Below are 23128 nucleotides of genomic sequence, written 5' to 3'. Positions count from 1 at the left end.
TTCAACAATTCGCTGATCGGCTTCAGTCATTTGATTCAGCGCAAATCGCACCGAGAGATTCGGGGTTAAACCCAATTTCAGACCGGTGAGGCACGTACCGCCTCTTAAACGGAAAAGGAATTCAAAGCTCAGGGCGTTTCACGATCTCCTCCTCCTTCAATAGCTGAAACGCTTTGTAAGGCCGTCCCGCAGGCCAATCTCCCTCCTCTCTCTTGCGGGAAAAGAACGGATCGCCCTAAGCGATCCGTTTCAGTTCCGGTCCAACCGGAAAAACCCGGCGCGCCTCTCCTCCAGAATGGCCCGCCGGGTTTTCTGTTTGTGCAGACAATAATTTCATCCGCATACGAAAAAACCGGCCGAAGCCGGTTTTCCCAATTCTATCCTGAACGCTCAGATCAGAGCGTGCGGGTAATGTGCTCGACGCGGAAGGCTTCGATGACATCGCCTGCGCGGATGTCTTCGTAGTTCTCGAAGGCCATGCCGCATTCCTGGCCACCCGGCACTTCAGACACTTCGTCCTTGAAGCGCTTCAGCGTCTTCAGCTTGCCTTCGTGGATGACCACGTTGTCGCGGATAAGGCGAACACCGGCACCACGTTCCATCTTGCCTTCGGTAACGCGGCAACCCGCGACCTTGCCGACCTTGGTAATGTTGAAGACTTCGAGGATCTCCGCATTGCCGAGGAACGTCTCGCGGCGCTCAGGCGACAGAAGACCCGACATCGCCGCTTTCACATCGTCCACCAGATCGTAGATGATGTTGTAGTAGCGGATTTCGATCCCGGCCTGTTCAGCCGCACGACGCGCCTGCACGTTTGCACGGACATTGAAGCCGATGATCGCGGCGTCGGACGCTTCGGCCAGCGAAATGTCCGATTCGGTGATACCACCGGCCGCCGCATGAACCACACGGGCACGCACTTCGTCCGTTCCCAGCTTTTCAAGCGCGGCGTTAATGGCTTCAACCGAGCCCTGAACGTCACCCTTGATCAGAAGCGGGAATTCCTTGAGGCCGGTATCCTGCAGCTGACTCATCATCTGCTCGAGCGAACCGCGCGAACCGGACTGACGGGCTGCCGCCTTGTCACGGGCAAGCCGCTGGCGATACTCGGAAACTTCACGAGCCTTCGACTCATTTTCAACGACGGCAAAGCGGTCACCAGCTGCCGGCGTGCCGCCGAGACCGAGAATTTCCACCGGCATAGAGGGGCCGGCTTCCTTCACATGTTCGCCGTGATCGTCGATCAGCGCGCGTACTCGGCCCCACTGGTCGCCTGCAACCAGGATCTGACCCGGCTTCAGCGTACCCTTCTGGACCAGAACGGTTGCGACAGAGCCGCGGCCACGGTCGAGTTGGGCTTCGATGACAACACCTTCGGCCGTACGATCGGCATTGGCCTTGAGATCGAGGAACTCAGCCTGCAGCAGAATGGCTTCCAGAAGCTTGTCCAGATTGAGCCCGGTCTTGGCCGAAACCTCGACTTCCAGCGTCTCGCCGCCCATGGTTTCGACAAACACTTCATGCTGAAGCAGTTGGGTACGAACCTTCTGGGCGTCGGCTTCCGGCTTGTCGATCTTGTTGATCGCCACGATGATTGGAACACCGGCTGCCTTGGCATGGCTGATAGACTCGATCGTCTGCGGCATGACGCTGTCGTCAGCGGCCACCACCAGAATGGCGATATCCGTGACATCGGCACCACGGGCACGCATCGCGGTAAAGGCAGCATGGCCGGGGGTATCGATGAAGGTGATCTTCTGACCTTCCCTCTCGACCTGATAGGCACCGATATGCTGGGTGATGCCGCCGGCCTCGCCGGAAACAACATTGGCATGACGGATCGCATCAAGCAGCGAGGTCTTGCCGTGATCGACGTGGCCCATGATGGTCACGACCGGCGCACGCGGTGCAAGATCCGCGTCGTCATCGCTGACGTCGAAAATGCCTTCCTCGACATCCGATTCAGCAACGCGCTTGACGGTATGGCCGAATTCGGAGGCGATCAACTCGGCGAGATCAGCATCGATGATGTCGCCGGGCTTCATCATCTGCCCTTCCTTCATCAGGTACTTGATAACGTCGACGGCGCGTTCGGACATACGCTGCGACAGTTCCTGAATGGTGATGGTCTCCGGCAGGACGACCTCGCGCAGAACCTTTTCACGCGGCTCCTGTGCCTGGGCACGGCGCATCTTTTCCTGACGGCGGCGCATGGCCGAAAGCGAACGACCGCGCTGGTTGCCACCATCATCATCGCCGGTCACGGCCGTCACGGTCAGCTTGCCGCGGCGACGCTCGCCGGCGCCCTTCGGGCGGGAGGCGGGCTTTGCCGGTGTTTCCGGGCGAACAGCCTTGCCGCGCGCTGGCGCGCTGGCTTCTTCCGTTTCGCGGCGCGGCTTGCGCCCACGACCAGCGTCTGTGCCTTCCTCACCATCGGTGCGGGCCTGCGGGCGGTGACGCGGTGCAACGCGGCTTGGCTTGGCGTCCTCGCCCGGCGGCAACTCAGCAACGACGGGCACTTCGTCAGCCGCCGGTGTTTCCGCCACTTCGGGTTCTTTTTCCTTGACCGGCTGCCCGGCGGCTTCTTCAGCCTCACGCTTGGCCTGTTCTTCGGCTTCGCGCTTGGCGATTTCCTCGGCCTTGCGACGCTCTTCCTCTTGAACCTTGCGGAGTTCGGCTTCTTCAACCTCACGCTGCTGCGCCATTACGAGAGCGCGGCGGCGGGCATCCATTTCGCCTTGAGAAAGATCGTGAAGCACATTGCCGCGCTGGCGAGCCTGGCCACCATTGCCGCGGTCGGGCTGCTGCCCGCTGCGCTGGCGGTTCTGCGCGCCGGCACGCGAAGGCTGCCCCTTGGGGTGTCGCTGCTGGCGGCTTGCGTCGTCTGCACGGCGTGTCTGCCCTTCAGGCGCGCGCGGTTGCGCGGGCGCTGGCGTGCGCTGTGCTGCTGGTGCCGGTGTTGAAGTTGTTTCTTCGCTCGGCTTGTGCAGCCGGCGCTTGCGTGTTTCCACCACGACCGCCTTGCTGCGACCGCGGCCCATATCCTGGCGCACGGTGCCTTGGCTGACACCCGACGGCTTAAGCTTCAGTGTCTTCTTGCCCGCATCGTTGGATGTCTTGTCGTCTTTACTGTCCGTCATTCGGTTCCCGTTCCTTGGCGCGGGAACCGCTGTCACCTCAAAGAGACGCAATTCCCGCCTTGAAATTCATGCTCTGGCGCACGGCCAAATTCCGTGACGTCGTCATTTGTTCGTCATCGCGGCTTTTCCTTCAGTTCCGGGAGCGGCCCGGTACCTTTGAAGCATCATCGCGCGCTTCACTACACCCTCTCCGGCCTTTCCCGCAAGCGCTGCGGCATGTTTAAACGCATTCTCATGCAAAAGAGTGTCAATTTCCACGGCAGTAAAAGGGCTCATCGCCGGAATCGGCCCTTCGGCCTCGGTCTGAAGCCAGAATGCCTTTCGGGCCTGATCAAGCTTGCGCTTGCCGTCCGCAGCCGCATCGGCGGCGTGAAATACAGCCAGCGCAGCGCCACTTCGGATCGCAAGATCAACTTTCGCCGACCCCGTGACGAACTCACCCGCCTTGCGGGCCATGTTCATCATACCCGCAAGCTGGCGCGCCATCAACATATCGACCATCGCGCCGATATCTGTGGACACTTCCACCTTCTGTTTCAGCGCACGGGCATAGAGCCCCTTGGACACCGCCTTATCGACAGCCCAACGTTCGGCCGTGACCCAGCAGCCCCGTCCCGGCAGTTCCCGTTTGAGATCGGGAACCACCTGCCCGTCAGGAGCGGCAACGAAGCGGATCAGATCATCCGGTCCGCCGGTATTGCGGGTCACGATGCAGGTACGCTCGTTCATCGCCGCCTCTTCAGCCACTTTGCGCGGAGTAGTCACAGGGGGCCTTACGCGCTCTTGTCGGTGTCGTCTTCGGAAGCCGGTACAGCGTCTTCGCCGGCCTCTTCTTCAGCGACACCGTCTTCAAGCACACCTTCTTCGTCTTCATTCACGTCTTCGGCAACAATGAGGTCTTCCTCTTTGATCCACCCAACAGCAAGACGAGCCTGAACAACCATGTTTTCAGCCTCGACCCGCGACAGGTCGAACCCGGACAGGCTGCCTTCGAATCGCTTGGTCTGCCCGTTCTGACGCTCCGTCCAGCCGACAAGATCGTCAGCGGCGCAGCCAGCAAAGTCTTCCATCGTCTTGATGTCGTCCTGACCAAGCTTGACCATCATCGCAAGGGTCATGCCATCGATCTGGCGCAGATCATCGGAAACACCGAGTTCTCGGCGCTTCTCATCGAGTTCAGCCTCCTGACGCTCCAGGAATTCCTTGGCGCGCATCTGGATTTCTTCGGCCGTCTCCTCGTCGAAGCCTTCGATAGAGGCGATTTCCTCCAGCTCGACATAGGCCAGTTCTTCGATGGCGGCAAAGCCTTCGGAAGCCAGAACCTGACCGACCATTTCATCAACGTCCAGCGAATCCATGAACAGCTGCGAGCGTTCGTTGAACTCCTTCTGACGGCGCTCCGACTCTTCGTTTTCCGTCATGATGTCGATGTCCCAGCCGGTCAACTGCGAAGCGAGGCGGACATTCTGACCGCGACGGCCGATCGCGAGCGACAGCTGGTCATCAGGCACGACAACATCAATACGCTCGGCATCCTCGTCCAGCACCACCTTGGCGACTTCGGCCGGCTGCAGCGCGTTGACGATGAAGGATGCCGGATCTTCCGACCACGGGATGATATCGATCTTTTCGCCCTGAAGCTCACCGACAACGGCCTGAACGCGCGAACCGCGCATACCAACGCAGGCACCGACCGGATCAATCGATGAATCAGATGAAATCACGGCGATCTTGGCGCGCGAACCCGGATCACGGGCAACCGACTTGATGGTGATGATGCCGTCGTAGATTTCCGGCACTTCCATGGCAAACAGCTTGACCATGAACTGCGGATGGGTGCGCGACAGGAAAATCTGCGGGCCGCGCTGTTCGCGGCGGACATCGTAGACATAGGCGCGGATGCGGTCGCCATAGCGCGGCACTTCGCGTGGGATCATCTCGTCACGGCGAATAATGGCTTCGCCACGGCCGAGATCGACAATGACATTGCCGTATTCGACGCGCTTGACCGTGCCGTTAACAATCTCGCCGATACGATCCTTGTATTCGTCGAACTGACGGTCACGCTCGGCCTCGCGCACCTTCTGCACGATCACCTGCTTGGCGGACTGGGCGGCAATGCGGCCAAAATCCATCGGCGGAAGCGGATCGGCAATAAAATCGCCGAGCTTGGCTTCCGGATTGCGATCAAGCGCCAGCGCCAGCGGGATCTGGGTGCCGTAATCTTCGGCTTCCTCGACCACTTCCAGCAGGCGCTGGAGATGGATCTCACCGGTCTTCGGATTGATGTCGGCGCGGATGTTGGTTTCCGACCCGTAACGCGACTTGGCCGCCTTCTGGATGGCGTCGGCCATGGCGGTAAGAACGATCTCGCGATCGATGGATTTTTCACGCGCAACCGCATCGGCGATCTGCAACAATTCAAGCCGGTTCGCACTTACTGCCATTGTTCTGGTCTCCGTCCTTGCCACCGGAACCGCATCGGTTCCGTGAATATCTTAAATCGAAAGGCCCCCGTCAGCAGGGCCTGGCTTTTATCTCAGTTATCTCCGCCGTCGGCGTCGCCGTCGTCGCCAACATCTTCGTCGTCATCGTTAGCCGCCTTTTCCTTCGCCAGCTTGTCGGCTCTCAAAGCCTCCCGGATCAGTTCATCCGTGAGAACAAGCTTTGCCTCCGACAGCGCCGAAAAGGGGATGGTCACCTCGGCCGGCTCGCCATAGGCAACACCGTCGCGCAGAAGCGTGACACCGTCGACATCGGCCTCGATGATCCGCCCGCGAAAGCGCTTGCGCTCATTGACCAGCACCGAGGTCTCGCATTTCAGGAGATGGCCCTTCCAGCGATAAAAATCGGACTTGCGCACCATCGGCCTGTCGATCCCCGGCGAGGAGACTTCCAGATGATAAGCCCGGTCGATCGGGTCTTCGACATCCAGCACCGGAGAGACGGCCTGCGAAACCTCTTCGCAACCCTCTACCGTCATGGTGCCATCGAGACGCTCGGCCATGATCTGCAGTGTCAGACCGTTCTGGCCCGAAAGCCGCACGCGCACCAGTTTGAAGCCGATATCTTCCAGAACAGGCTCGATAATGTCGGCAATCTTCTTGTCGACGCCCGTTTCCACGATCAGCCGTTCTTCTCTTTCTTTTTCCGCCATCTGTATCAAATCTGCCAAAAAGGTTGCTCCCGACGACCTCGCCGCCGCCTGCGCCAAATAAAAAGAGCGGGTCCGCGAGGTCCCACCCTTCATCTGACGATCAAGAATTTGAGGTTTGAATACGCCCTCACCACTCAAATTGCAAGTTTTATCGCTAAAGGTTTGAGACCCGCCGTGCTGCTGCGCATATAGGCAAGTGAAAGCACAACGCCCTATAATGAACTGCCAGATCACCCCGGCGACATGCCACCAGACCAAAACAGAGTAGCCCCATGCAGCCCGCTCCCGACCCGAAATCACTGTTCGCGCCCTTTGCGCATCCGACATTCCGCTATATCTGGCTCGCCTCCGTTGCCTCCAACCTCGGCAGCATGATCCAGAATGTCGGCGCGGCGTGGATGATGACTTCGATTTCCGATTCGGAAAGCATGGTGGCGCTGGTTCAGGCCTCCACGACGCTGCCGGTGATGCTGTTCGCGCTTTTGGCCGGCGCCATTGCCGACGGTTTTGATCGCAGGCGGGTGATTCTCTCCGCGCAGGTGTTCATGTTCACTGTTTCGGTGCTGCTGGCGCTGGCAGCCTTTGCCGGGCTGCTGACGCCCTGGCTGCTGCTCGCCTTCACCTTCCTCATTGGCTGCGGCAACGCGCTCAACAATCCGTCCTGGCAGGCTTCCGTCGGCGACATGGTGCCGCGTTCCGACCTTCCCGGCGCCGTCACGCTTAATTCCGTCGGCTTCAATATCACCCGCAGCCTCGGCCCCGCCATTGGCGGCACCATCGTTGCCATCGGCGGCGGGGCTGCTGCCTTCACCGTCAACGCCTTCAGCTATCTCGGCCTTCTCACCGTGGTCTACCGCTGGAAGTTCCGCCCGCCGGAGAACCCGCTGCCGCGTGAAAAGATGACGACGGCGATTGGCGCCGGGCTCCGTTACGTGGTGATGTCGCCGAACATTCTGAAGGTTCTGCTGCGGGCCTTCATTTTCGGCCTTGCCTCCGTTTCGGTGCTCGCGCTTCTGCCGGTTGTTGCCCGCGATGTGATCGTCGGCGGACCGCAAACCTTCGGCATCATGCTGGGCGCTTTTGGTATCGGGGCCATTGGTGGTGCCTTCGCCAATGCGCAGGCGCGCGCACGGCTCTCCAACGAGGCGATTGTCAGCCTCTCCTTCCTCATTTTTGCTGCGAGCGCGGCCGTTATCGGCTTTTCGACATCGCTCGTGCTCGATTGTTTCGCGCTGCTTTTCGCCGGCGCCTGCTGGGTGCTGGCGTTGTCGCTGTTCAACACCGTGGTGCAGCTGACAACCCCACGCTGGGTCGTTGGCCGCGCACTCTCGCTCTACCAGACGGCCTCTTTCGGCGGCATGGCACTCGGCAGTTGGCTCTGGGGACAGGTGGCCGAACACCATTCGATCACGCTCGCATTCCTCGCCGCCGCCGCCGTGATGGCGCTGGGTGCCGTGATCGGCCTGTTTTTCAAGATGCCGGCGCTCGAAAGTCTCAATCTCGATCCGCTCAACCGGTTCCAGATGCCCGAGCCGAAACTCGACATGTTGGCGCGAAGCGGCCCGATCGTGGTCGAAACCCGCTTTATCATCGGCCCTGAAGATACGGAAGAATTCCTGCGGCTGATGATCGAGCGCCGACGGATCCGCAAACGCGACGGCGCACGCAAATGGGCACTGATGCGCGATATCGCCGATCCGGAAGTATGGATCGAGACCTATCACGCGCCGACATGGGTGGATTATGTGCGCCACAACCAGCGCCGCACGGTGGCTGACGCCGAGAACCTGGACCGCATCCGCGCGCTGCATCGTGGCGCAGAAAGGCCGGAGGTTCGGCGGATGATCGAGCGCCAGGCGATCCCACCACGCGACGAAGTGTTCAACCGGCCCTACCACATGCACCACCAGCATCATTGATGGCGGGGCTTTCATACGACGTTGTCGAAAACATCCCTCCCATGCCGGATCGTCGCCCGCATGCTTCAACTTGGCGCATGTTCGAATGACCGCCGTTTCGCGCGATCAACGAGCGATAAGTCAGAATCGTTTGACCGCAATCAAAGCACGGACCGAGCTTTTTCACATTAATGCGGTATGCCAGCAGCCAAGAACAAATCTGAATTACTGACGGCCTTCGACAAGGATCTGGCGAAACTGCGAAAGACACTCGCCGTTGTAGGCGAGGAGACCTCGGCGTTGTCGTCGCCTGACGACGCGACCACAATCAAAGGCATCATCGCACACAGAACCCATTGGATGGGCATGCTCCACCGATGGTACGAGGACGGCGTTGCCGGCCGGCGGGTATTTGTGCCCGCCGAAGGCTACAAGTGGAACCAGCTCAAGGCTTATAACGCGCCAATTTATTTAGAGGGCAACAACACGCCGTGGGCAGAGTTGCTTTTGAATTTTGAAAACGCCAGTGAGACGTTGCGAACCTTTATCGTCTCTCAGGACAATCACGAGCTCTACACCCACGGTGCTCACGCGTGGACCGGAAAATGGACGCTTGGCCGGTATATCGAGGCCTCGGGCCCATCCCATTTCCGATCTGCAAACAGCTACATCCGCAAGATACTGAGGACAGCGCGATAGTCTTCAACTTTTCTGCCGCGCCGAGCCCGGCCTATCGCAGCAATTCGTTCTTCAACTGCGGCGTCGGCCAGCAGGTCTGGCTCACCCGGTTGCGCATCTGCCAGTCGCCGATGGAGCGGCGGGTCTTGAAGCCGACCAGCCCGTCCGCGCCGCCAGTGTCGTATCCCATTCCCATCAGCTTGCGCTGCATGGCGGCGACATCGGAACGCAATAGCGTGCCCGTGCGCTGCCAGGGCTGGACAAACGCGCCCATGCCAAACTGGATGCGGTCTGCGAGATTGCCAACGAAAAGCGCGTAGAGGTCGGAATTGTTATATTCCTTCAGCACGTAGAAATTCGGCGTGACGATGAATTCCGGTCCGTAACGGCCCTGCGGCACCAGCATCATGCCGGGCTTGCGCAGTTCGTCTGCCGGAAAGCTTTTGCCCTGAACGCGGCCTATGCCCTGCTTGCCCCAGGCTGAAATCGCCCGAGCATTGTCCGGGCCTTCCTGTGCACAGGACACATTGTCGGGGACGACAGCCTCATAGCCCCAGTCACGGCCGCGCTCCCAGCCATCGCTTGCCAGATGCTTGGCAATCGTCGCCAGCGAATCCGGCACCGAGTTCCAGACATCGATCACGCCATCGCCATCGAAATCGACCGCGTATGCCTGAAAATTCGAAGGCATCAGTTGCGGCTGCCCGAAGGCACCGGCCCATGAGGCCTTGCGCTTGTCGAGGGGAGCCGCGCCACTTTGAATAATCTGGAGAGCGGCGATGAATTCACGTTGGAACATCTGCTGGCGTGAGCCGGTCATGAACGCCTTGGTGCCGAGCACCTGAAGGATATCGTATTTTTCCTCTGCCGCGCCATAGCCCATTTCCCGACCCCAGATCGCCAGCACAATGCGCCCCGGCACACCATAGCGCGCCTCGATCTGGTCGAGAACCGGCTTGTACTGGTTGTAGAGCTTGCGGCCCTTGATCGCGAGATAGTTCAGATTGTTCTCGCTGAAATAAGGTCCGGGTTCGGAGAATTCCGGCTGGGTCTGCTTGCGTGTCTGCGGCGGCTTGGTGCCCGGCGGAACCAGATCGGGCAGCGACCAGTTGATGGAAAGCCCTTGCGTGGCGCGGTCATAGACACCGGCTGAAACTCCAGACCGTAACGCGGCATTGCGCATGTCGGACTGGATCCAGTTCTGGAACTGGCGGTCGACCTGCCCACGGTCATAGGCGTTGGCAACACTGGAAACCCCCGCCCCGGCCGCAAAAGCGAGCACGAAAGCGGCAAGCGCGCAGACGACACGGACGGCATACAGTGGACGGAACCTGAACATCGGAAATTCTCCTTCGCGCGCAACTGTGAAAGAAGATGGTTACCGAATAGTGAACGAAAACGCGTCGTGGTGGCAAAACAATGCCACCGGCGATCACACTCCGGTGAGCCGTCGCCCCTGCTTTGAACTGTCAGTCGCGAAAAGGCCGACCCTCAGCCCTTTCCGGCTTCGACGTCCGGGCCGAAATCATTGGTCTGGGCCTGCCCCGGCTGGCAGTACCAGTAAATCAGCACAATGATGCCGATGACGGAGATGACCAGAAGCTGCCACCAGCCGCTGCGGTTGATGTCATGCAGGCGCCGCGCGCCAACGGCATAACTCGGCACCAGGATCGCAAGGCTCCATATTCCGCTGAGGATACCGGGCTGCGAACTGCCGAAAAGAGCATAGTCGACCCCCGACACGATCACACTGACGATCCAGGTCGCAAGCACCCAGAACCACAAAGCACCGCGTGAAGAACGCCCGTGAAACAGCGCGTAATTGCTGAACCCGAGCCTGAAAGCCTCGGCAAAGCCCACATTTCGGTGTTCCCTGCCGACTATTGTCGTATCTGTCATGTTGTTTCCCTGTCAAAATATCCGTCTCACCCCTGCGAAAGAGGATAGACACTCCCTGGCTATTGGCAAGCGAAAGGAAAACTGCCGTTTGAAGGACGATATCATCAGCCCTGCACGGACATCCCCACTCTTCCCAATCTTTCCGTGTTCCGGTAGTAAGGAAGTGCTGCCGCATGGCCCTTCAAGGGTCATTGTTCCGGCGCGGACTGTTCGTTTTCAAGATCGCTTTTTTCAGTTTTCGTTTTCAAAGACCAGGGACATTCGAGCGTATGGATATCGGTTGGATCGAAGCCGCATTTCTGGGCCTGCTGCAGGGCCTGACAGAATTTCTGCCGATTTCCTCGAGTGCGCATCTGCGCATCGCGGGCGAATTCCTGCCATCGGGCGCTGATCCGGGCGCGGCCTTCACTGCCATTACCCAAATCGGGACGGAAACCGCCGTTCTCGTTTATTTCTGGTCAGACATCATGCGGATCGCCAGTGCCTGGCTCGCCAAGAATCTGAAACTCGGCGATTATCCAGGCCGGCATGCGGCAGCCGACGTGCGCATGGGCTGGTTGATCATCATCGGCTCTGTTCCGATCGTGGTTCTCGGCCTGCTCTTCAAGGACCAGATCGAGCACTCTCTGCGCAATCTCTATATCACCGCCACCATGCTGATCGTCTTCGGCCTTGTCATGGGCTATGCCGACAAGGTCGGGATCAAGAAGATCACGCTCGACAAGCTCTCGTGGCGTGATGGCATTCTCTTCGGTTTTGCCCAAGCGATGGCTCTGATCCCCGGCGTATCACGCTCGGGCGGCACCATCAGCGCCGGGCTTCTGCTCGGCTACACCCGTGAGGCCGCCGCGCGCTATTCCTTCCTGCTGGCCGTACCTGCCGTCTTCGGATCCGGCTTCTACCAGTTATTCAAGAGTATCGGCGAGGACAACCCGGTCGGCTGGGGCCCGACAGCGCTTGCGACCCTGATCGCCTTCGTCGTCGGCTATGCGGTGATCATCTTCTTCCTGCGGCTGGTGTCCACGCGCAGCTACATGCCATTCGTATATTACCGTCTGGTTCTCGGCGTCGCGCTGCTTGTGCTGCTGTCCGTTGGCGTGATCAGCCCCGGAGGCGGTGCGGTCTAGCCGGTCACCCATCGTTAATCCTTCGGCGGTACAGTGGCGACATGAACCCGAACGACTTGACCGGCCAGTCGCGGCCCCTGTCCCGTATCTGAAACGGGATTTCGGCGTGACTGTGCTCATGTTCCAAGCGACGAAAGCCAGATGTCTACGCTCTATCATCACCCCATGTCCGCCGCCTCACGGTTCATTCGCCTCGTCATCGGCGAATATGCCTTTGAAGTCGACCTGATCGAGGAACGACCATGGGAAAAGCGCAAGGCCTTCCTGACCGCGAACCCGGCAGGCACACTGCCGGTCTATGTCGATGACAATATGCGTGCGCTCTGCGGCCCGTTCGTGATCGCCGAGTTCATGGACGAAACCCATGGCGTGTTGCAGCGTGAACGCCGACTGCTCGCCGAAGAACCGTTCCAGCGTGCCGAAATCCGCCGGCTGACCGAGTGGTTCCTGCTTAAACTTGAGCAGGACGTCACCTATCCGCTTTGCCGCGAACGCGTCTACAAGCTGCAGATGAGCAGCGAGCATGGCGGCGGCGCACCGGATTCGCGCGTTCTGCGTGCAGCCCGCGCCAATATCCGTCAGCATATGAAATATCTGGCATGGCTTGCGGCAAACCGCGGCTGGCTTGCCGGCAAACGGATGAGCTATGCCGACCTTTCCGCCGGTGGCGCCGTTTCCGCGCTCGATTATCTGGGCGAGATCAACTGGGACGAGATACCGGCCGCCAAGGAATGGTACCAGCGCCTGAAATCGCGCCCCGCCTTCCGCGCGCTGCTGGCAGACCGGGTGCGCGGTGTTGTGCCGGTTTCCCACTACGCCGATCTGGATTTTGAGCCGCAAGGCGCCACCTTTGAAGGAGGCGGATGCAAACAAGCGGTGAAGCGATGGCTGAACGCCGGGAAAAACTGAAACGCTTTGTGAAGGATGAGGCAGAAGCAATAGGCTTCGATGCCTGCCGGATTGCGCGTGCCGAAGACATGCCGGAAGCCGCAGCCGCCCTCAGCGCATTCGTTGAAAACGGCTATCATGGCGAAATGGCGTGGATGGCGGACACGCTGGAACGACGCTCCTCCCCCTCAACCTCTGGCCCAAGGCGCGGTCCGTGATCATGCTGGCCATGAATTACGGCCCGGAAGAAGACCCGCGCCCGCTGCTGGAACAGAAAGACCGCGCCAACGTCTCCGTCTATGCCCGCAACCGCGACTATCATGATGTCATCAAAGGTAAGCTGAAGCAGATGGCGGGCCGGTTTGCCGCGCACTCAGGCGCTGACGTTAAGGTCTTTGTCGATACCGCCCCGGTGATGGAGAAACCTCTTGCCGAGAAGGCCGGCATCGGTTGGCAGGGCAAGCACACCAATCTGGTCAGCCGGCAATTCGGCTCATGGCTGTTCCTTGGCTCGATCTTCACCACCGAAGATCTGGAGCCGGACAGGCCCGAAAAGGACCATTGTGGCTCCTGCCGGGCCTGTCTCGACGTCTGCCCGACAGATGCCTTCCCCGCACCCTACAAACTCGATGCCCGCCGCTGCATTTCCTATCTCACCATCGAACATCATGGTATTATCCCGGTAGAATTCCGAAGCGCGATGGGCAACCGCATCTATGGCTGCGACGACTGTCTGGCCGCCTGTCCCTGGAACAAGTTCGCGCAAAGCGCATCGGAGATGAAGCTTGCGGCCCGCAACGACCTGAAAGCCCCGGAGCTTTCCATGTTTCTGACCCTGGACGACGCTGAATTTCGTAAATTTTTCTCCGGTTCGCCGGTCAAGCGCATCGGGCGCAACCGGTTTGTCCGCAACTGTCTCATTGCCGCCGGAAACAGCGGTCACCGTTTTCTCTCTGATCCCTGCCGCGTGCTGCTTGATGATGACAGTCCCGTGGTTCGCGCAATGGCGGTCTGGGCGCTAGCACGTCTGCTTTCGAAAACGGAATTTGCCGCATTGGCAAAGTCGCACCACCGTGACAGTGATGAAGATGTTCAACGCGAGTGGCAACGCGAGGAGGAAATGCTATGCATCTGATTGTTTTCGGCGCGGGATACTCCGGACGGGTGATCGGTTCGGCACTGGCTCCGGCCTGTGGCCATGTCGCCGGCACCACGCGGTCGGCAGAAAATGCAGCGCTTCTGGGCACATGCGGCATCCAGACCTTCATCTTCGATGGCCAGGCTATCGACGCGTCCCTTGCGCACAAGCTGCGCTCGGCCACACATATCGTCCAGTCCATCCCGCCGGGCGAGGACGGCGACCCGGTTTTGAACATCGCCAGCCGCGCGGTGCATAATGAGCTCCCCTCGTTGCAATGGGTCTGCTACCTCTCAACCGTGGGCGTCTATGGCGATCATGACGGCGCCTGGGTGGATGAAACGTCGGAATGCCGACCGACCTCCGAGCGCTCGAAACGGCGTCTTGAGATTGAACAGCAATGGCTGGAGACCGGCGAGAAACACGGTCTGCCGGTGGCAATATTGAGGCTTTCCGGCATCTACGGCCCGGGCCGCAACGCTTTTCGCAAACTGCTGGACGGCAGCCAGAAACGGGTGATCAAGGAAAACCAGGTCTTCAACCGCATCCGGGTCGAGGATATCGGCTATGCAACAGCCTTTCTGGCCGAGCACGGCTTCGGCGGTATTTTCAACATAACCGACGACGAGCCGGCGCCGCCACAAGACGTGGTCGGGGAGGCTGCACGGCTGATGGGCATCGACCCGCCGCCGGCGATCGCGTTCGAGAACGCTGACCTTTCGCCGATGGCCCGCTCTTTCTGGGGCGAGAACAAGCGGGTCAGCAATGCCAAGCTGAAAAAGCGGGGTTACGAGTTCGAATTCCCGAACTACCGGCAATCGCTCAAACAGCTTTGGGACATGAAGGTCTACTGAGCGATGGAAAATTTTATCGATCTTTATTGCGAGCGCACCGCCGCCGGGTTCTGGAACGAACCGGTCAATGCGCTGACCAACCTTGCCTTCATCCTCGCGGCCCTGATTGCCTGGCCGACGGCATGGCACCGCCCGCAACGCTCGCTGATCGAAATGACTGTGATTGCGCTGGTTGCAGCCATCGGTGTCGGCTCGTTCCTGTTCCACACGCTGGCAACCCCTTTGTCCGGCGCGCTGGATGTCATACCGATCTGGCTGTTCTTTTTTGCCTATGTCCTGCTGATCTTCATCCGGATCACCGGCGGCAAAACCTTCGACATCATTGGCTATATTGTCGCGACGCTGTTCGGTTTTGTCGCCGTTATATACCTCGTCGGGTTGACGTCCCGCAACGGCGAACCGCTCAATGGTTCACTGCAGTATGCGCCAGCACTGATCGCGATGGCGCTTGCCTCGGCAATTTCCACCATCCGCAGCCATCCGGTGTGGCGCTATTTCGCAGGAGCCACGGCAATTTTCATCTTGTCACTGATGTTTCGAAGCCTCGACCAGACCTCATGCACCATGACGGGCGGGATCGGCACCCATTTCCTCTGGCACGTGCTGAACGCCATGGTACTCGGCATCCTGCTGATGGGGGCGGTCAAAGCGATGCCGCCCGGCCCAGCAAGCGATCAGAAAGAGAAATAGCCGCTTACCGGCACATGATCGGAAGGCTTTTCCCAGCCGCGCGCATCCGTCAGAATTTCGAAGCGTTCAAACGCCGGGACGAGATCGGCTGAGGCCCAGATATGGTCGAGCCTGCGCCCACGGTTTGCCGCCCGCCAGTCTTTGGCGCGGTAGCTCCACCAAGTATAGAGCTTCTCTTCCGGGGGCGTGATATGGCGCATTAGGTCAGTCCAGCCGCCGGCGGCGATCAGCTCCTGCATCCCTTCGGTTTCTACAGGTGTGTGGCTGACGACTTTGAGAAGCTGCTTGTGCGACCAGACATCGTGCTCCATCGGCGCAATATTGAGGTCACCAACAAGAATTGATCCAACACCGTCGCCGGCATCGGCCTGAAGCGCCTTCATTTCCTCGAGAAAATCGAGTTTATGGCGGAATTTCGGATTGATCTCCGGGTTCGGCTCATCGCCACCGGCAGGCACATAGAAATTGTGCAGCCGGATCTTGCGGCCACCGGCCTCGATCACGGCTGAGATATGGCGGGTATCACCCATAGCGCAATAATCGGTCGAAAACCCTTCACCGAGCGGCAGGCGCGAGACGATGGCAACGCCGTGATAGCCCTTCTGACCATGAACCGCGATGTGCTCATAACCAAGGGCACGCAGCGGTTTATAGGGGAACTGGTCGTTCAGGCATTTGATTTCCTGAAGGCACAGGACGTCCGGTGCGTGCTCTTCGAGAAACTGCGAGACGATCGGCAGGCGCAACCGCACCGAGTTGATGTTCCAGGTGGTAAGCTTCAGTTTCAAGTTCACGCCTTTCCTGCGTCTGCCGAAGGGGCATCAGCAATAGGCGATTCTTGTCATAACCGAAAGCCTGTATGGGCCTCAGTCGCTGCTGCTGGGACTTGACATGATCTGGTCGTAAGGGATGCGAAAGACCGAGCGGCCGAATTTCACGCCGGTGCGGACATTGGACAGGATCACGGTGGTATCCTTGCCCTGGGCATCGGTAATGGTCCACTGGCGCAACTCGAACGTCTTGGAGTCAAACATCAGCGTGATCACCTGATCGCCAAACACCGAATTATCGCCAAGCACGATAACCGTCAGTCCGCTCTGCTGACGCACATCGCGCACCATGCGGTTTTGCAGGTCAATTTTGTCTGCAAGCAGCAGGCTGAGTGGCGTGCGCGAGAGCGGATAGAAATTCCAGGTATCGAGTTCGCCATTGCCGACCGCCACATTGCGGCCGTCCGCAATAACTTTCAGCGTCGAAGGAGCATCATAGTCGAAGCGCAGCTTGCCCGGACGCTCGAGATAGAACTTGCCGCCGGCTTGATCTCCGCGCGGACCGAACTGCATGAATTCACCGGTCATGGATTTGACCGACGAGAAGTGGTTGGCGATATTCTGGGCGACATCGGAAGATGCCATGGCCACCTGGGCCACCTGTTGCGTGCCGTCCCGTTTGGTCGGCAGCGGCACATCGTTGGATGATGGCAGGGACTGCGCCATTGCGGCACCCGTCATCAACGCCGCCACGCCGCCGGCAATCCCGCTCAAAAACATCCGGCGTGACCGGTCGGTGCGGGGGGCGTGGTCACGTTGCGGTCACTCATGTGTCAATATCCTGGAACTCTGATATAAGCTCCCTGCCCGGCCAAGACGGCATTTTCTGGGCAGGTCGCCGCGTTATGCGTGCAGACAAAGATGGGGCTTCAATTTGAGCCTTCAATGATATCGCGCTCCGTAGGAACCAGAATCTCGCGCTTTCCGGCATGGTTGGCCGGCCCGATGACGCCTTCATCCTCCATCCGTTCGATCAGGCTGGCCGCACGGTTATAGCCGATGCCGAGCCTGCGCTGTACGTAGGAGGTGGATGCCTTGCCGTCACGCAGGACAATGGCAACAGCCTGGTCATAAGGATCATCGGACTTGGAGAGGTTCGAGGTGCTGCCGCCATCGGAATCTCCCATCTCATCATCATCGTCCGCCGTGATTGCATCGAGATAATCGGGCGTGCCCTGCGTCTTCAGATAGGCGACGATCTCTTCGACCTCCGGATCTGAAACGAACGGACCATGGACGCGCTGAATGCGGCCACCGCCGGCCATGTGCAGCATATCGCCCTGACCGAGAAGCTGTTCTGCGCCCTGCTCGCCCAGAATGGTGCGGCTGTCGATCTTCGAGGTAACCTGGAAAGAGATTCGCGTCGGGAAGTTGGCCTTGATTGTGCCGGTGATGACATCGACCGAAGGGCGCTGGGTTGCCATCACCACATGGATCCCGGCGGCACGCGCCATCTGTGCCAGCCGTTGAACGGCGCCTTCGATATCCTTGCCGGCAACCATCATCAGGTCGGCCATTTCGTCGATGATCACAACGATGTACGGCATTGGCTCCAGATCGAACTCTTCCGTCTCGTAAATCGCCTCGCCGGTCTCGCGGTCAAAGCCGGTCTGCACGGTACGCGACAGCGTCTCGCCCTTTTCGGCAGCCTGGCGCACACGGCTGTTGAAGCCGTCAATGTTGCGTACGCCGAGCTTGGCCATATTCTTGTAGCGCTCTTCCATCTCGCGTACGGTCCATTTGAGCGCCACCACGGCCTTCTTCGGGTCAGTCACAACCGGCGACAACAGGTGCGGAATGCCGTCATAAACGGAAAGCTCCAGCATCTTCGGATCGATCATGATCAACCGGCACTGTTCGGGTGTAAGCCGGTAGAGCAGCGACAGGATCATGGTGTTGACGGCAACCGATTTACCAGAACCAGTGGTGCCCGCGATCAGGAGATGCGGCATTTTTGCAAGGTCGACGGTGACGCTTTCGCCACCGATTGTCTTGCCGAGCGCCATGGCAAGCTTTGCCTTCGAATTCTGGAAATCCTGGCTGGCGACGATCTCGCGCAGGAATACCGTTTCGCGGTGTGGATTTGGCAGTTCAATGCCAATGGCGTTGCGGCCGGGAATGACAGCAACACGCGCCGAGATCGCGGCCATGGAGCGGGCGATGTCGTCAGCGAGACCGATGACACGCGAAGACTTGATGCCTGGGGCCGGTTCCAGTTCGTAAAGCGTGACCACGGGACCGGGGCGGACATGAATGATCTCACCCTTGACGCCGAAATCCTCCAGCACCTTTTCGAGTGTGCGTGCATTGTCTTCCAGGACATCCTTGGACAGCGCCTTGTCGCGCGACAACCCCTTTGGCTCGGCAAGCAGCGCGTGCGAGGGAAGCTCGAAGCCTCTGCGGCGGTGGAGCGGTTCGCGGGCGGGACGGCGGATCGTATCGACATTGGCTGGCCGCGGCGGCGGAACCGGCTCGGCAACCACCGGAGCACGCGATGCCTCACCGGCGATGGTCGTTCTGCTGCCTGACTGGCTGGTATCGCCTTCCCGTTCGCTGCGCCTGCCGGTGGGCATGTCGAAGTCGGCGCTCAGAACACCATCGGGCAGATAGCCACCATCATCATATTCATCGTCTTCGGGATCAAAGCCGTTGTCATCACCGTCATAATCGAACGGTGGCGGATCAACCGGCGCATAGCCGCTTTCGCGCCGGGCTTCCGGGTCGACAAGGCTCGGCTCGCCGCGCCGCTGATAGGCCGGGGCAGCATCGCTGTCACCATCTTCATCGAGACGATCGAAACTATCCTCATTGAAATCATAAGGTGCTTCGAACATGTCGTCGTCATCATCGACTGCCTTGGAAGCGAAGAGGCGGTTCAGGCGGGCACGGGTGGTATACCATGAATGTGTCAGGTGCCCGAGAAGCGGCGCGATCGAAAAGAAGCTATCGCGCTCTTCGGCAAGATCGGCCACGGACGGTGCGCCGGGGTCAAGATGAACCTCCCGGGCGGCTGGTTTTGCTTCAATCAAGGGTGGTTGCCGGACGATCAGCCCGGCAGCATAAAGCTGCAGGAAAAGCGCAGGCATCACGAAGATAGCACCAATGATCATCGCTGACAGGCCGGAAGGGTATTGGCCGATGAACAGTGCCGGAAACCGCAGGATCAGGTCGCCAGAAACCCCACCGAGCCCGTTGGGCAGCGGCCATGTCGGCGGAGGCGGAAAGCAGCCAAGCACGGCGGCCGTCACCAGAGCTGCCCCAATCCAGGCGAAAAAACGAGACGGTCTGCGATAGACCCGGCGGCCGCCCATCAGCGCCAGCGACCAGGCCAGCACAGGCAGGAGCGCAAACACGCTTGCCAGACCGAAAGACTGCATCATGATGTCGGCGAAATTGGCACCGGGATAGCCAAGCAGATTGGTCGGCAGTCTTCCGGTCGCGTGCGAACCGCTCGGATCGTCGACATTCCATGTCGCCATGGCAGCGATTGCAAGGCAAAGAGCGACAAACAGCGCCAGACCGAAAAGGGCCACAACATAGCGCCGCACAAATCCGGTAAAGGAAAACTCCCCACCGCTCTTTTCACCGTATCGCTCTGTTCGTGCCGCCATGTCTGTCCGTTCCTGAAACAATGTTCTGATTCGGTTCTGCCCTTCTCTCCGCATAACAACAGCCGGGACAAGAGGCATCTCCGGCAAGGTTAGCAGTCATCGGTTAAAGCCTCTTTAACCATCGAAAATCCGGACGGCCGAAGACGGCACAAAAAAACCCGGGCCGTATGGCCCGGGTTCGTGCGGCCCGCATAAAGCGGACCGAATGCGATGATCGGAGCTACATGAATTCCGGATAGGCTTCGACACCGACTTCCGACTTGTCGAGACCGTCAGCCTCCTCTTCCGGCGAGACACGGATACCCATGACAGCCTTGAGGATGAACCAGACGATCAGCGATGCGATAAAGGTGAAGACACCGATGGCAACGATACCGATGATCTGCGTACCAAACGAAGTGCCGTCATTGGTGAGCGGTACAATGAACGTACCCCAGATACCGGCAACCAGATGGACCGGAATAGCACCAACGACGTCGTCGATCTTGAGCTTGTCGAGAAGCGGAACAAAGATGATGACGATAACGCCACCGATACCGCCGATGAACAGCGCAGCGGGAACGGACGGCGTCAGCGGTTCAGCCGTGATTGAGACCAGACCGGCAAGCGCACCGTTCAGGACCATGGTGACGTCGACCTTCTTGTAGACGATCTGCAGCAGGATCATCGTGACAACGGCACCTGCCGCAGCGGCGAGGTTGGTGTTGACGAAGATCTTGGAAACGTCGCCGGCATCGGCGATCGAGCCGATAGCAAGCTGAGAAGCACCGTTAAAGCCGAACCAGCCGAGCCACAGGATGAAGGTACCGAGAACGGCGAGGGGAATGTTCGAGCCCGGCATCGGATGAACGCTGCCGTCCGCTGCATATTTACCCGCACGCGAACCGACAACCAGAGCACCGGCAAGAGCGGCCCAGCCGCCGACCGAGTGAACAAGCGAAGAGCCAGCGAAGTCAGAGAAGCCCATTTCAGCGAGCCAGCCGCCGCCCCACTGCCAGGAACCGGTGATCGGATACAGAATACCGGTCAGGATGACGGTGAAGATGATGAACGGCCAGAACTTCATACGCTCGGCAACCGTACCCGAAACGATCGAGGCGGTCGTGGCGCAGAACACCATCTGGAAGAACCAGTCAGAGGCGACCGAATAGCCGGCAGAGCCATCATCCATGCCGGGACCCGGGAAAACGTAGGGGCCGAAGGAGCCCATGAAGCCACCGTCAACGCCGGTGTACATCAGGTTGTAGCCGGTGAACCAGAACATGATGCCGCCGACCGAGTAGAGGGCGATGTTCTTCAGGCCCTGCATCGAGGCGTTTTTCTTGCGCACCAGGCCCATTTCGAGCATGGCAAAGCCGGCCGCCATCCACATAACCAGGAAGCCGCCAATGAGGAACAGCATCGTGTTGAGGATTTCGGCGGTCGCCGGCGAAACGCCGGTGGCCATTGTCAGGTCGATCACGGTTTCGTCCTGAGCCAGCGCGGGAAGGGCAAAGGAAGCTGCCGCAATCGCAGTGACGCCCGCAAAAAGTTTGAGTTTGGAAGACATAGACTGATTACCCCCTGCTGTCTTACAGCGCTTCGGAATCGGTTTCGCCGGTACGGATGCGCACGGCCTGTTCGATGGAATAGACAAAGATCTTGCCGTCACCGATCTGGCCGGTCTTCGCGGAGGAGGCGATCGCCTCGACAGCTTTCTCAACCACATCGGCAGCGACCGCGACTTCGATCTTCAGCTTGGGAAGAAAGCTGACGGCATATTCCGTGCCGCGATAAATCTCGGTGTGCCCCTTCTGCCGACCGTACCCTTTGACCTCGGTGACGGTCAGGCCCTGAATGCCGACAGCGGTGAGGGCTTCGCGCACCTCATCCAGCTTGAACGGCTTTATGATGGCCATCACAATTTTCATCTGGTTTCCCATCCTTTGTTTACCCTCGGCTTCCTGAGAAGCCGGTTCTCCTTACCGCCTGGACAGGCGAATCCGTCAGCGGCCTACCTGATACATACAAAGTCCGTGCCAGATTCGAAGCCTTCTTATATCTATTTGATATTTATGTAATATTTCTACAGAAAATCGCATCATGGCAAAATTGCGTCAGAGTTAGGGCGAGCCACTGCGCATATCGCGGCAAATGCCTAAAATTTGTGCGAATCCCAGGATCAGCCGCAAAACTTCGTGATCGTCAACGCGGTAAAGCGCCGGCTGAAGATCTCCAGAGCCGATCTGTCCGGCCAGTGCTAAAACGCCGGAAACGTCCATCGCCGTCGCGCTATTCGTAAAACGGTCGGGCATTCTGATTGAGGCGGATCAGGCCTTCCTGGGCCACCGAGGCGACCAGCGTTCCATCCCGGGAGAATATCTTGCCGAACGCCAGGCCCCGAGCATTGCTGGCCGAAGGGCTTTCATGCACGTAGAGCAGCCAGTCCGATATATCGAAGGAACGGTGGAACCAGACCGCATGATCGAGGCTCGCGGCCTGAACACCGTCGGAGAAAACCGAACTTTCATGCGGATAAAGCGTCGTATCCAGAAGCGTCATATCCGACATGTAGGACAGAAAAGCCGTTTGGAACGCCCGCCCCTTTGGCGGAACGCCATTGCCCCTGATCCAGATGCTCTGCCGCGCGGACCTTTTCTTGCGCCACAGGAATTCATCCAGATCGACGGGTCGGAGTTCGATCGGGCGCTCGCGCTTCCAGTAGTTGCGGATCGGAGCCGGTGCATGCTCGCTGTCATTCATGATGTCGCTGGCAACCAGCGCTTCGGGTGGCGGCACGTCCGGCATTTCGTCCTGGTGTGCAAACCCGTCTTCTTCTATCTGGAAGGACGCCGCCATGATGAAGATCGGCTTGCCGTGCTGGATCGCGCGGACATTGCGCGTCGAAAAACTGCGGCCGTCGCGCAGCCGCTCGACCTGAAACACGATCGGTACCGTGGTGTCGCCGGGACGCATAAAATAACCGTGCAGCGAATGAACAAACTTCCCTTCGGACACGGTCCGTTGCGCTGCAACCAGCGACTGGGCCACCACCTGCCCGCCGAAAACGCGCTGCCATGTCGTGACCGGACTTTGCCCCCGATAAAGATTTTCTTCCAGCCGCTCCAGATCAAGCAGATCTGCGAGCACGCTGCCGCTTTTGGCATTATTGGCCTGTGACATCCGCAACACTTCCCTATATATCGCTTTAAGTATTTGAATGCCGTATAGCAGCTTCG

General features: G+C 59.3%; 17 protein-coding genes and 2 pseudogenes. 7 read left to right on the top strand and 12 right to left on the bottom strand.

The window, feature by feature from the left end; translation table 11 throughout:
* Positions 1-395: 395 nt before the first annotated feature.
* From infB to rimP, 4 genes are all read right to left on the bottom strand, one after another.
* Positions 396-3140, bottom strand: coding sequence for a translation initiation factor IF-2 (gene infB, locus AC0L7L_RS02030; RefSeq protein WP_473511553.1), 2745 nt, complete (start codon positions 3138-3140; stop codon positions 396-398).
* Positions 3141-3242: 102 nt separating this feature from the next.
* Entirely contained in the window at positions 3243-3869 is a 627-nt protein-coding gene (locus AC0L7L_RS02025) for an RNA-binding protein (protein ID WP_473511551.1), read from the bottom strand.
* Between the two features lie 44 nt (positions 3870-3913).
* Entirely contained in the window at positions 3914-5587 is a 1674-nt protein-coding gene (gene nusA, locus AC0L7L_RS02020) for a transcription termination factor NusA (protein ID WP_473511549.1), read from the bottom strand.
* Positions 5588-5679: 92 nt separating this feature from the next.
* The gene (rimP, locus tag AC0L7L_RS02015; protein WP_473511547.1) at positions 5680-6297 is read right to left on the bottom strand and encodes a ribosome maturation factor RimP; all 618 of its coding nucleotides are present in this window, start codon (positions 6295-6297) and stop codon (positions 5680-5682) included.
* 272 nt (positions 6298-6569) lie between these two features.
* Between rimP and AC0L7L_RS02010 the strand changes: the two genes are divergently transcribed.
* Together AC0L7L_RS02010 and AC0L7L_RS02005 are read left to right on the top strand one after the other, a co-directional pair.
* Positions 6570-8216 carry an MFS transporter gene (locus AC0L7L_RS02010; protein WP_272209992.1) on the top strand — a complete coding sequence of 549 codons (1647 nt, stop codon included), beginning with the start codon at positions 6570-6572 and terminating at the stop codon, positions 8214-8216.
* 177 nt (positions 8217-8393) lie between these two features.
* Positions 8394-8894, top strand: a complete 501-nt coding sequence (locus AC0L7L_RS02005; RefSeq protein ID WP_272209991.1) for a ClbS/DfsB family four-helix bundle protein — start codon at positions 8394-8396, stop codon at positions 8892-8894.
* A 31-nt stretch (positions 8895-8925) separates the two neighbouring features.
* Here the strand turns inward: AC0L7L_RS02005 and AC0L7L_RS02000 are convergent, their stop codons facing one another.
* Positions 8926-10212, bottom strand: a complete 1287-nt coding sequence (locus AC0L7L_RS02000) for a lytic murein transglycosylase (protein ID WP_473511543.1) — start codon at positions 10210-10212, stop codon at positions 8926-8928.
* A 152-nt stretch (positions 10213-10364) separates the two neighbouring features.
* Positions 10365-10772 (bottom strand): DUF805 domain-containing protein, encoded by a 408-nt coding sequence (locus tag AC0L7L_RS01995; RefSeq protein ID WP_272209989.1) that lies wholly within the window; start codon positions 10770-10772, stop codon positions 10365-10367.
* A 269-nt stretch (positions 10773-11041) separates the two neighbouring features.
* Between AC0L7L_RS01995 and AC0L7L_RS01990 the strand changes: the two genes are divergently transcribed.
* The 5 genes and pseudogenes from AC0L7L_RS01990 to AC0L7L_RS01970 all read left to right on the top strand — a co-directional run bounded on the left by AC0L7L_RS01990 (position 11042) and on the right by AC0L7L_RS01970 (position 15469).
* On the top strand, positions 11042-11899 hold the full coding sequence (locus AC0L7L_RS01990) for an undecaprenyl-diphosphate phosphatase (protein ID WP_272209988.1): 858 nt from the start codon (positions 11042-11044) through the stop codon (positions 11897-11899).
* Positions 11900-12040: 141 nt separating this feature from the next.
* Positions 12041-12730, top strand: a pseudogene (locus AC0L7L_RS01985) (glutathione S-transferase family protein); the annotation flags it as partial.
* Positions 12731-12762: 32 nt separating this feature from the next.
* Positions 12763-13922: pseudogene (queG, locus tag AC0L7L_RS01980) on the top strand (tRNA epoxyqueuosine(34) reductase QueG).
* Positions 13913-14779 carry an SDR family oxidoreductase gene (locus AC0L7L_RS01975; protein ID WP_473511539.1) on the top strand — a complete coding sequence of 289 codons (867 nt, stop codon included), beginning with the start codon at positions 13913-13915 and terminating at the stop codon, positions 14777-14779. The pseudogene queG and the gene AC0L7L_RS01975 overlap by 10 nt, the downstream one beginning before the upstream one ends.
* Positions 14780-14782: 3 nt before the next feature.
* Complete coding sequence (locus tag AC0L7L_RS01970) at positions 14783-15469, top strand: ceramidase domain-containing protein (RefSeq protein ID WP_473511537.1); 687 nt, start codon at positions 14783-14785, stop codon at positions 15467-15469.
* Here AC0L7L_RS01970 and xth read toward each other — a convergent pair.
* The 6 genes from xth to tesB all read right to left on the bottom strand — a co-directional run bounded on the left by xth (position 15454) and on the right by tesB (position 23072).
* Complete coding sequence (gene xth, locus AC0L7L_RS01965; protein ID WP_272209982.1) at positions 15454-16257, bottom strand: exodeoxyribonuclease III; 804 nt, start codon at positions 16255-16257, stop codon at positions 15454-15456. The two genes, AC0L7L_RS01970 and xth, sit on opposite strands and share 16 nt — an antisense overlap.
* Positions 16258-16335: 78 nt before the next feature.
* The gene (locus tag AC0L7L_RS01960; protein ID WP_473511533.1) at positions 16336-17019 is read right to left on the bottom strand and encodes an outer-membrane lipoprotein carrier protein LolA; all 684 of its coding nucleotides are present in this window, start codon (positions 17017-17019) and stop codon (positions 16336-16338) included.
* 149 nt (positions 17020-17168) lie between these two features.
* Positions 17169-19910: an FtsK/SpoIIIE family DNA translocase gene (locus AC0L7L_RS01955; RefSeq protein WP_473511531.1), complete on the bottom strand. Its 2742-nt coding sequence runs from the start codon at positions 19908-19910 to the stop codon at positions 17169-17171.
* 220 nt (positions 19911-20130) lie between these two features.
* Positions 20131-21459, bottom strand: coding sequence for an ammonium transporter family protein (locus AC0L7L_RS01950; RefSeq protein WP_473511529.1), 1329 nt, complete (start codon positions 21457-21459; stop codon positions 20131-20133).
* A gap of 22 nt (positions 21460-21481) precedes the next feature.
* Entirely contained in the window at positions 21482-21832 is a 351-nt protein-coding gene (locus tag AC0L7L_RS01945) for a P-II family nitrogen regulator (protein ID WP_018064835.1), read from the bottom strand.
* Between the two features lie 349 nt (positions 21833-22181).
* Positions 22182-23072, bottom strand: coding sequence for an acyl-CoA thioesterase II (tesB, locus tag AC0L7L_RS01940; protein ID WP_272209977.1), 891 nt, complete (start codon positions 23070-23072; stop codon positions 22182-22184).
* Positions 23073-23128: the final 56 nt, after the last annotated feature.

The organism is Martelella sp. K41-7 (assembly GCF_055808365.1).
This window is presented reverse-complemented; position numbering and strand designations above follow the sequence as displayed.